At 75.6% G+C, this 9,841-nt stretch carries 10 protein-coding genes; 7 read left to right on the top strand and 3 right to left on the bottom strand.

What is annotated here, in order from left to right:
• Positions 1-82: 82 nt before the first annotated feature.
• Positions 83-1,225 carry a chromosomal replication initiator protein DnaA gene (locus ACWGSR_RS28260; RefSeq protein WP_376243615.1) on the bottom strand — a complete coding sequence of 381 codons (1,143 nt, stop codon included), beginning with the start codon at positions 1,223-1,225 and terminating at the stop codon, positions 83-85.
• 143 nt (positions 1,226-1,368) lie between these two features.
• Here ACWGSR_RS28260 and ACWGSR_RS28265 point away from each other — a divergent pair, with 143 nt between their 5' ends.
• On the top strand, positions 1,369-1,806 hold the full coding sequence (locus ACWGSR_RS28265; protein WP_030214413.1) for a DUF4442 domain-containing protein: 438 nt from the start codon (positions 1,369-1,371) through the stop codon (positions 1,804-1,806).
• Positions 1,807-2,098: 292 nt separating this feature from the next.
• On the top strand, positions 2,099-2,761 hold the full coding sequence (locus ACWGSR_RS28270) for a DedA family protein (RefSeq protein WP_376243621.1): 663 nt from the start codon (positions 2,099-2,101) through the stop codon (positions 2,759-2,761).
• 78 nt (positions 2,762-2,839) lie between these two features.
• On the opposite strand, the gene ACWGSR_RS28275 is transcribed toward ACWGSR_RS28270, so the two are convergent.
• On the bottom strand, positions 2,840-3,367 hold the full coding sequence (locus ACWGSR_RS28275) for a gamma carbonic anhydrase family protein (protein ID WP_376243612.1): 528 nt from the start codon (positions 3,365-3,367) through the stop codon (positions 2,840-2,842).
• A gap of 135 nt (positions 3,368-3,502) precedes the next feature.
• Here ACWGSR_RS28275 and ACWGSR_RS28280 point away from each other — a divergent pair, with 135 nt between their 5' ends.
• A complete protein-coding gene (locus tag ACWGSR_RS28280) occupies positions 3,503-4,261 on the top strand; it encodes an acyltransferase (RefSeq protein ID WP_376243610.1) in 759 nt (252 codons plus the stop codon).
• A gap of 93 nt (positions 4,262-4,354) precedes the next feature.
• On the top strand, positions 4,355-4,918 hold the full coding sequence (locus tag ACWGSR_RS28285) for a YbaK/EbsC family protein (protein ID WP_376243607.1): 564 nt from the start codon (positions 4,355-4,357) through the stop codon (positions 4,916-4,918).
• 8 nt (positions 4,919-4,926) lie between these two features.
• Here the strand turns inward: ACWGSR_RS28285 and ACWGSR_RS28290 are convergent, their stop codons facing one another.
• Complete coding sequence (locus ACWGSR_RS28290; protein ID WP_376243604.1) at positions 4,927-5,370, bottom strand: CoA-binding protein; 444 nt, start codon at positions 5,368-5,370, stop codon at positions 4,927-4,929.
• A gap of 126 nt (positions 5,371-5,496) precedes the next feature.
• Between ACWGSR_RS28290 and ACWGSR_RS28295 the strand changes: the two genes are divergently transcribed.
• From ACWGSR_RS28295 to ACWGSR_RS28305, 3 genes are all read left to right on the top strand, one after another.
• Entirely contained in the window at positions 5,497-6,123 is a 627-nt protein-coding gene (locus tag ACWGSR_RS28295) for a YigZ family protein (protein ID WP_376243601.1), read from the top strand.
• Positions 6,124-6,348: 225 nt separating this feature from the next.
• On the top strand, positions 6,349-7,527 hold the full coding sequence (locus ACWGSR_RS28300) for an exonuclease SbcCD subunit D (RefSeq protein ID WP_453570206.1): 1,179 nt from the start codon (positions 6,349-6,351) through the stop codon (positions 7,525-7,527).
• On the top strand, positions 7,524-9,841 hold a 2,318-nt coding region (locus tag ACWGSR_RS28305), incomplete at its 3' end, for an AAA family ATPase (protein WP_453570208.1). The genes ACWGSR_RS28300 and ACWGSR_RS28305, both read left to right, overlap by 4 nt.

Genomic DNA, 9,841 nt, shown 5'->3' on the forward strand with positions numbered 1-9,841 from the left:
GGCCGCCGCCGTCACGATTCCCCCGTCGCCGCCGTCACGAGTCCTCGGCGGTCACGATCCCCGCCGTCACGAGCCCCGGGCGTCACGAGTCCTCGGCGAGCCGGACCGTGGAGAGGATCTGCCGGATCGTGGCGTCCGGCAGCTCGTCGGCGACGCCGTCGGCCCCGTTGAGGACCCAGGTCGAGAAGTCGTTCTTCGCGTTCTTGAAGGTGAAGGCGATCGCCTTGCCGTCCGACTCGCACTTGTTGCGCTTCTTGACGCCCGTGGCCGTGGCCGTCGAGACGCTGCCGGTGAGGCCGGACTCCGTCGTGTACGGCACGGCCTTGGTGATCTTGATGGTCTCCCGCGGCATGTGCTGCGCGTAGCCGCCCCACACCCACGTGCCGGCCTCGTTGTACGCGGCCTCCCCGGTGTTCTTGGCGCCCTGGCCGCCCTTGGTGCCGGCCGACGCCAGGCTCCAGGACTCCTCGCTGCCGTTCTTGTCGGTGTCGTAGGTGCACCACTTGCCCTTGAGGTGCGTGGGCCCGGACATCGTGACGAGCGGGCTGCCGTCGCCCTTCTTCTCGTCCTCCAGGAAGCTGATCGTCCCGGGCTTCGACACCTCCCACTCCGGTGGCACGTCGAAGAGGGTGCCGTACTTCGGGTTGTGGACGACCTTCCAGCCGGGGATCGTCGGCTGCCGCGCGGCGTCGTCGCGCGGGTTGTCGAGGCCGGAGGACTGGCTCGGCCCGGGGATCGCCGACGGGTCCGCGGGGGCGGTGGCCGACGCGGACGGCTTCGGGTCGGCGGCGGTCGGCTCCCCGTCGTCCTTGCCGAACACCAGGAAGGCGGTGACGCCGGTCGCGGCGACCACGGCGGTCGCGGCGACGACCGCCACGAGCGCCGTCCTCTTCTTCCCGCCGGGACCGCCGGGGCCGCCCGGGCCGCCGGACTGCCCCGGGACCGCGTACTGCTGCGGCACGGTCGGCTGCTGGTACGGGTTCGGCTGCCCCGGCTGCGGGCCGTACCCCTGCTGCGGGTACCCCGGCGGGACCGGCGGCTGCTGGCCGTACCCCGGCTGCGGCTGCGGATGACCCGGCTGCGTCGGCGGCTGCTGCGGGTACCCGGGCTGGGCCGGCGGCTGCTGGTACGGGTTCGGCTGCTGGTACCCCGGCTGCTGGTACGGGTTCTGACTCTGGTCCTGCGGGTTCTGCTCGCCCCCGGGCGGCTGCTGTCCTGGCCACATGGCCAGTAACCATAGAGGTGCGGGGGCCGTCCGGCCATGCCCGCCCCCGGCGCGGGAGGCCGGGGGAAGACCGCGGGACGCGCGCGGGGGATGGCCAAGGCTGCTACTCACGGGTAACATCACGCTCCATGAGCGCAGACCAGATGACCGTCGGCGAGATGCTCGCCGCGACGGTTCCCATGGCCGGGACCCTGAACCTGGAGTTCCTGGAGACCACCGCCGAGCGCGCCGTCGTGCGCCTGCCGGACCAGCCCGCCTACCACAACCACGTCGGCGGCCCGCACGCCGGAGCGATGTTCACGCTCGCCGAGTCCGCCAGCGGCGCCATCGTGCTCGCCGCCTTCGGCGACCAGCTCAGCCGCGCGGTCCCGCTCGCCGTCAAGGCCGAGATCGGCTACAAGAAGCTGGCCATGGGCGTCGTCACGGCCACCGCCACCCTGGGCCGCCCCGCCGCCGAGGTCGTCGCCGAGCTCGACGCCGGACAGCGCCCGGAGTTCCCGGTGCGGATCGACATCACCCGCGAGGACGGCGCCGTGACCGGCGAGATGACCGTCGTCTGGACCCTGCGCCCGAACGCCTGAGCCGGCCCGGGACACCGCGCCTCCGCCCCCGCACCCCTTCCGGTGCGGGGGCGGACGCGTTCCCGGGACCGGGGCCGTTGCCGGAACCGTTCCCGGCACCGGGCAAGGGCCGGGACGGAACCGGCGCCCGGGACCGGCGTCCGGAACCGGACCCGGCCCGTCCTCGGCGTCGAGGTCCGTCCGCCCCGACCGGGTAGGCTTCCCCGGCGTGCCCGCCGAGGCGCACGACGGCGCCACGGCCCCCGACCACGGGCCGGGCGCGACAGGGGAGCCGAAACGGGAGGAAGCCGCGTTGCACGTCCAGGAGTGGCTGGAGACGATCCCACCGATCGCCGTGTACACCCTCGTGGGGGTGGTGATCGGCCTGGAGAGCCTGGGCATCCCGCTGCCCGGCGAGATCGTCCTCGTGAGCTCCGCGCTGCTCGCCTCGCAGCACGGCGACATCAACCCGTACGTGCTCGGCGCCTGCGCCACCGCCGGCGCGATCATCGGGGACTCGATCGGCTACGCCATCGGCCGCAAGGGCGGCAGACCGCTGCTCGCCCGGCTGGAGAGGAAGTTCCCCAAGCACTTCAGCGAGGCCAACATCGCCCTCGCGGAGAGCTCCTTCCAGAAGTGGGGCATGTGGGCGGTCTTCTTCGGCCGCTTCGTCGCCCTCCTGCGCATCTTCGCCGGACCGCTCGCGGGCGTGCTGCACATGCCGTACTGGAAGTTCCTCGTCGCCAACGTCTTCGGCGGCATCCTGTGGGCCGGCGGCACCACGGCCGTCATCTACTCGGTCGGGATCGTCGCCGAGGCCTGGCTGAAGCGCTTCTCCTGGCTCGGGCTCGTCCTCGCCGTCCTGATCGGCCTCACCTCGATGCTCGTCCTCAAGAACCGCGCCAAGAAGGCGGCCGCGGAGCGGGCCGCCGCCGAGCCGAAGCCGGAACCGGTGACGGTCCCGGCTGCGGACTGAGCGCCTCCCGTACGGCGCGGAGGGCGGCACCCCGACCGGGTGCCGCCCTCCGTCCGTTCCCGCGCACGGGGGACGGGCTCACTCCTCGAAGGCCTCCGCGTGGCCCTTGGCCAGGTGCAGGTACATCTCGGCGTTGAGCCGGATGCCCGCCAGCTCCTCCGCGGTCAGCGGGCGGCGCACCTTCGCCGGGACGCCCGCGACCAGCGAGCCCGGCGGGACCTCCATGCCCTGCGGGACGAGCGCCTGGGCGGCGACGAGCGACCCGGCGCCGATCCGGGCCCCGTTGAGGACCGTGGCGCCCATGCCGACGAGCACGTCGTCCTCGATGACGCAGCCGTGCACGGTGGCGTTGTGGCCGACGGTCACCCGGGCCCCGATCGAGACGGGGAAGCCGGGGTCGACGTGGACCGTGCAGTTGTCCTGGACGTTGGAGTCCTCGCCGATCTCGATCGGGCCGCAGTCCGCCCGCAGCACCGCGTGGTACCAGACGCTCGCGCGGGCGCCGAGGGTCACCTCGCCGAGGACCACCGAGGTCGGGGCGGTGAAGGCCGTCGGGTCGATCCGCGGCTCCTTGCCGCCCACGCCCTTGATCAACGCCTCTGTCATGGTTCTTCGCTCCTGATCGTCAGCCGTCGTGTCGCGCCCGGGGGTGCCCCCGCGCCGCAGCCTATGCCGCGCCCATGACGGACATCACAGCGCACGGCGGTGATCGGGCGCGACGGCGCCGACTACCGTGGCCGGGTGCCCAGGAACAGAAACACGTTCTCATCCCTCGCCGCCTGGCGGCGCAGGGTCGTCGCGCACGCACTCCAGGGCGGCTGGCGCTGGGCGCAGCAGGCCGGCGCCGTCACCGCCGAGCACCAGGGGAGGCTGCGCTTCCGCCGGCTCGGCGAGGGCACCCGGCTCGCCTTCCCGCAGGGCACGGTCTTCGGCGAGCGGTGGATCGAGATCGGCGCGTGCTGCATCATCGCCGAGCAGGTCACGCTGACGGCCGGGATGCTGCCGGGCCTCGACCTCGGGACGGAGACGGTCCTGACCCTCGGCGACGGGGTCGTCCTCGGCCGGGGCAGCCACGTGATAGCCGACGCGGAGGTCACGATCGGCTCGGACACGTACTGCGGCCCGTACGTCTACATCACCTCGACGAACCACAGCTACGACGACCCGGACGAGCCGGTCGGCCGCCAGTGGCCCCGCTCGGCACCGGTCTCCATCGGCCCCGGCTGCTGGCTCGGCACGGGCGCGGTGGTCCTGCCCGGCGCGCGCCTCGGCCGCAACGTGGTCGTCGCGGCCGGCGCGGTGGTGCGCGGCGAGGTCCCGGACCACTCGGTCGTGGCCGGCGCCCCGGCGAAGGTGGTCCGCAGCTGGGACCCGGAGAACGGCTGGCAGCCCCCGCTCCGCACCCCCGCCCCCGTCCCGATCCCGGAGGACGTCACCCCGGAGCAGCTCGCGGCGCTTGCGCAGTGGGAGGTCGAGCAGGCGGGCACGGCGGCGTCCTGACGGGCCTGTTCGTACGCCCCCGCCCGTACTCCGAGCGCCCGTACTCCGAGACGACGCCCCGTCCGCCCGGCGCCGGTTGTTAGCGTGACGCACATGCGCGCACCCATCGGAGACTTCACCGACGCCCGGCCCGCCCCGGACAGCCTCGACCTCCTGACCGGCCCCGTCGCCGACGCCGTCCGCGCCTGGGCGGGCTCCGTCCCGGCCGACCAGGTGCTCTACGTCGACACCGACCCGGCCGTCGCCGACACCGCCGTCTTCGTCGAGCACCACGGCGCCGACCTCCTCGACGCCTCCGCGAACTGCGTGGTCGTGGCGGCCAGGCGGGGCGGCGACACGACCCTCGCCGCCTGCGTCGTCGGCTCCGCCACCCGCGTCGACGTCAACGGGGTGGTGCGCCGTCACCTCGGCGCCCGCAAGGCCTCGTTCGCCCCGATGGACACGGCCACCGGCGAGAGCGGCATGGAGTACGGCGGCATCACCCCCGTCGGCCTCCCCGCCGCCTGGCCGCTCCTCGTGGACGCCGCCGTCGTCGACATGCCCTGGGTCCTCGTCGGCAGCGGCCGCCGCCGGGGCAAGCTCATCCTGCCGGGCAAGGCCCTCGGCCAACTGCCCGGCGCGGTCGTCCTGGAGGGCCTCGGCGTCCCCGCCGCCTGATCCCCGGCTCAGCCCAGGCGCGGGATCTCGATCGCGGGGCAGCGGTCCATCACCATGTCGAGGCCCGCCTCCCGGACGCGGGCGAAGGCGGCCTCGTCGATCACGTCGAGCTGGAACCAGACCGCCTTGGCGCCGATCGCCACGGCCTCGTCGGCGACCCCGCCCGCCAGCTCGCCGTTGACGAAGACGTCGACGACGTCGACCGGGAACGGGACGTCGGCGAGGGACGCGTAGCCCGGCTCGCCGTGGACCGTCTCCGCCTTCGGATGGACCGGGACGATCCGCTTCCCGAAGCGCTGGAGGACGGCCGCGACCCCGTAGGCCGCCCGCGCCCGGTTGTTCGAGAGGCCCACCACCGCCCAGGTGTCGCCCGTGGACGTCAGGATCCGCCGTACCGCCTCCGGGGCGGAGTACCCGGCGGTACCGGCGGTGGTGGTGCTGTCGGCGCTCATCGTCTCTGCTGCCTCTCCTCGGCGCGGTCCGTCTCCCGGGAGAACGAGCGGCGCCGGGCCGTGATTCCCACCGGGCCCCGACCGGCCGCCCGGGAGCGCCGGGCCGGCGGACCGTAGGCTGGTCGGATGCAGGAGCAGTACCGCACCCCGGCCCGCGAGGGCGTGCACGAGACCGAGATCAACCGCTCGCGCTTCCTCTGCGCGCTCGCGCCCGTCGCCGACGAGCGGGAGGCGCAGGAGTTCGTCGCCCGCGTCCGCAGGGAGCACCCGACCGCCACCCACAACTGCTTCGCCTACGTCCTCGGCGCCGACGCCTCCGTGCAGAAGGCCAGCGACGACGGCGAACCGGGCGGCACGGCCGGCGTCCCCATGCTCCAGATGCTGCTGCGCCGCGAGATGCGGTACGTCGTCGCCGTCGTCACCCGCTACTACGGCGGCGTGAAGCTCGGCGCGGGCGGTCTGATCCGGGCGTACGGAGGGGTGGTCGGCGAGGCCCTCGACGCGCTCGGCACCGTGACCCGGCAGCGTTTCCGGCTCGCCACCGTCACCGTCGACCACCAGCGGGCGGGCAAACTGGAGAACGACCTGCGGGCGACCGGCCGGGCCGTCCTGGACGTGCGGTACGCCGACGCCGTCACGATCGGGATCGGCCTCCCGGACGCCGACGTCGACGCCTTCCGCGCCTGGCTCGCCGACGCCACGGCGGGCACGGCCGACCTCGTCCTCGGCGGCGAGGCGTACGGCGACGTGTGAGGTCTGCCCCCGGGCCCGCCCCTCCGGCCCCGGCCGTGCGGCCCCGGCCGTGCGACTGCCGGACACGCGCTCCGGACGCGCTCCGGGCACGCGCTCCCGGTGCTCCCGCACCCGGACGGACGTCCCCACGTCCCCGCTCGGGATAGCGTGGTGGGCGGACACGAACGGAACCGGTGCGGACACCGGTGGGGGAGGAACGGCGCACATGCGGGGTGGGACGGCATCGTGAGGCTCCTGCACACCTCGGACTGGCACCTCGGCCGGTCCTTCCACCGCGTCGGGCTCCTCGGCGCCCAGGCCGCGTTCCTCGACCACCTCGTGGCCACCGTCCGCGAGCACCGGGTCGACGCCGTCCTCGTCGCCGGCGACGTCTACGACCGGGCCGTGCCCCCGCTGCCCGCCGTCGAGCTCTTCGACACCGCCCTGCACCGGCTCGCCGAGGCCGGGGTCCCCACCCTCATGATCTCCGGCAACCACGACTCGGCCCGCCGCCTCGGCGTCGGCGCCGGACTCATCGAACGGGCCGGCATCCACCTCCGCACCGACCCCGACGGCGTCGGCACCCCCGTCGTCCTCGCCGACGCCCACGGCGACGTCGCCCTCTACGGCCTGCCCTACCTCGAACCCGCCCTCGTCCGCGAGCGGCTCGGCGCCGGGAAGGCCGGCCACGAGGCCGTGCTCGCCGCCGCCATGGACCGGGTCCGCGCCGACCTCGCCGGACGGCCCCCCGGCACCCGCTCCGTCGTCGTCGCCCACGCCTTTGTCGCCGGCGGCGCGCCCAGCGACAGCGAGCGGGACATCACCGTCGGCGGCGTCTCCGCCGTCCCCGCCGGGATCTTCGACGGCGTCGACTACGTCGCCCTCGGCCACCTCCACGGCAGCCAGGCCCTCACCCCCCGCGTCCGCTACTCCGGCTCCCCCCTCGCGTACTCCTTCTCCGAGGCCGACCACCGCAAGACCATGTGGCTCGTCGACCTCGGCCCGGCGGGACCCGGCGGAGCGGACCTCGACGCCGAGCGCCTCGACTGCCCCGTCCCGCGCCCCCTCGCCCGGCTCCGGGGCCGGCTCGACGCCCTCCTCGCCGACCCCGCGCTCGCGCCCCACGAAGGGTCCTGGGTGGAGGCCACCCTCACCGACCCCGTACGGCCCGCCGACCCCATGAACCGGCTCGCCGAACGCTTCCCGCACACCCTCAACCTGGTCTTCGACCCCGAGCGCACCGAGGGCGACTCCGGGGCCTCCTACGCCCAGCGGCTCCGGGACCGCAGCGACCAGCAGATCGCGGAGGACTTCGTGGCCCACGTGCGCGGCGGCGCGGCGCTCGACGGAGCGGAACGGGCCGTCCTGTACGGCGCCTTCGACGACGTACGGGTCGACACGGCCGAGCGCGAGGTGGGCCGGTGAGGCTGCACCGCCTGGAGATCACCGCGTTCGGCCCCTTCGGCGCCCCGCAGACCGTCGACTTCGACGCCCTGTCCTCCGCCGGCCTCTTCCTGCTCCACGGGCCGACCGGCGCGGGCAAGACCTCCGTCCTGGACGCCGTCTGCTTCGCCCTGTACGGAAGCGTGCCCGGCGTCCGCCAGACGCCCGGCGCCTCCCTGCGCAGCGACCACGCCCCCGTCGGCACGTACACCGAGGTCCTCCTCGAACTGACCGTGGGGGAGCGGCGGCTGGAGATCACCCGCCGCCCGGCCCAGCAGCGGCCCAAGAAGCGCGGCGGCGGCTTCACCACCGAGAAGGCCCAGACCTGGCTGCGCGAGTACGACCCGGCCACCGGCGCCTGGAACGGACTCAGCCGCTCCCACCAGGAGATCGGCGAGGAGATCACCCAGCTCCTCGGCATGAGCCGCGAGCAGTTCTGCCAGGTCGTCCTCCTCCCGCAGGGCGACTTCGCCCGCTTCCTGCGCGCCGACGCCGAGGCCCGGGGCAGGCTCCTCGGCCGCCTCTTCGACACCCGCCGCTTCGCCGCCGTCGAGGAACGCCTGGCCGATCTGCGGCGCGTGGCCGAACAGCGGGTGCGGGAGGGGGACGAGCGGCTGCTCGCCCTCGCCCACCGCACGGCCCAGGCCGCCGGCGGACTCGACGCGGCCCGCACCCCGGTCGAGGGCAGGCCCGGCGAGCCCGGACTCGCCGCGTCCGTCCTCACCTGGGCCGCCGTCGCCCGCACCGAGGCGTACGAGGCCCTCGACATCGCGGACGTGCGGCTCGCCGCCGCCGAGCGCCGCCGGGCGCACGCGCGCGCCGCCCTCGACGCCGAGCACGACCTCGCCGCCCGCCAGGCCCGCCACGCCGACGCCCTCCTGCGCCGCGAGCGGATCGCCGAGCGGGCCCCCGAGCGCGACCGCCTCCGGGCCGTCCTCGACCGGAGCCTCCGGGCCGACCGGGTCGCCCCCGCCCTGGCCCTGCGCCGGGACGCCGAGCGCGAGCACGCCACCGCCCTGTCCGCCCTCACCCGCTCCCGCGCCCCGCTGCCGCCCGACCTCGCCGACGCCGGGACCGAGCAGCTCGCCGCCCTGGAGAACCGGCTGCGCGAGGAGCTCGGCGGACTCGACGCGGCCCGCCGCGCCGAGCACCGCGCCGCCGCCGTCACCGGAGAGCGGGCCGTACTGGAACGGGAGGCGCGCGCCGACGAGGACGCCCTGCGGGACGCGGCCGACTGGCTCGCCGGCTGGGAGCCGCGCCGCGCCCTGCTCACCGGGCGCGCCGAGGCCGCCCGGGACGCCGTCGCCCGCGCCGAGCACCTCGCCGGACGCCTGGAGCCCGCCCGCCGCCGGCTCTCCGCCGCCCGCCGCCGCGACGCCCTCGCCCGGGGCGCCGAGGCGGCCGAGAGCCGCCTCGCGGAGGCCCGCGAACGGCGGAACGACGCCCACGAGACCTGGCTCGACGTCAAGTCCCGGCGCCTGGAGGGCATCGCCGCCGAACTCGCGGCCGGCCTGGAGGCGGGCGCCCCCTGCCAGGTCTGCGGCTCCGCCGACCACCCGGCCCTCGCCCGCACCACCGCAGGGCACGTCGACCGCGCCGCCGAGGACGCCGCCTACGCGGCCTACGCCGCCGCGGAGGAGACCCGTACGGCCGTCGAACGCGAACTGGCCGTCACCCGCGAGTCCTGGACCGCGGCCCGCGCGGAGGTCCGCACCGGACAGGACGACGACACGGCCGACGCCGACCCCGCCGTCGAAGAACTCACCGGTCAGGTCGAGGAGTTGGCCCGGCTGCACGCCGAGGCCCACGCGCTCGCCGGACAGGCGCACGCCGCGCGCCAGGCCCTCGCGGCGGCCGAGCGCGAGCACGAGGAACGGATGGCGGCACAGCGGGAGGCCGAGCGGCGGGTCGCCGCCCGGACCTCGCGCCGCGAGGCCCTCGACCGGGAGCGGGCCGCACTCGACGAGGAGATCGCCCGGGGGCGCGGCGCGTTCGCCACCGTGGCCGAACACGCCGACCGCCTGGAGCGGCGGATCGTCCTCCTGTCCGACGCCGCCGGCACCGTGCGCTCCGCCGAACTCGCCGCCCGGCGCCTCAAGGAGGCCGACGACCGGCTCGCCGACGCCGCCTACAAGGAGGGCTTCGCCACCCCCGACGAGGCCGCCGCCGCGCTCCTGGGCGAGAGGGAGCGCCACGGCCTCCAGGAGCGCCTCGACGCCTGGCAGGCCGAGGAGGCCGTCGTCGCGGACCGGCTCGCCGAGCCGGGCACCGCGGCAGCCGCGGCGCTCGCGCCCGC

This window comes from Streptomyces sp. NPDC055632 (assembly GCF_053618675.1).

What these genes read in the sequence shown, in the direction of transcription:
- ACWGSR_RS28260 (WP_376243615.1), bottom strand. Translation starts at nt 1,225, where the DNA reads ATGTGGCCAGGACAGCAGCCGCCCGGGGGCGAGCAGAACCCGCAGGAC.
- ACWGSR_RS28265 (WP_030214413.1), top strand. Translation starts at nt 1,369, where the DNA reads ATGACCGTCGGCGAGATGCTCGCCGCGACGGTTCCCATGGCCGGGACC.
- ACWGSR_RS28295 (WP_376243601.1), top strand. Translation starts at nt 5,497, where the DNA reads ATGCAGGAGCAGTACCGCACCCCGGCCCGCGAGGGCGTGCACGAGACC.
- ACWGSR_RS28285 (WP_376243607.1), top strand. Translation starts at nt 4,355, where the DNA reads ATGCGCGCACCCATCGGAGACTTCACCGACGCCCGGCCCGCCCCGGAC.
- ACWGSR_RS28275 (WP_376243612.1), bottom strand. Translation starts at nt 3,367, where the DNA reads ATGACAGAGGCGTTGATCAAGGGCGTGGGCGGCAAGGAGCCGCGGATC.
- ACWGSR_RS28290 (WP_376243604.1), bottom strand. Translation starts at nt 5,370, where the DNA reads ATGAGCGCCGACAGCACCACCACCGCCGGTACCGCCGGGTACTCCGCC.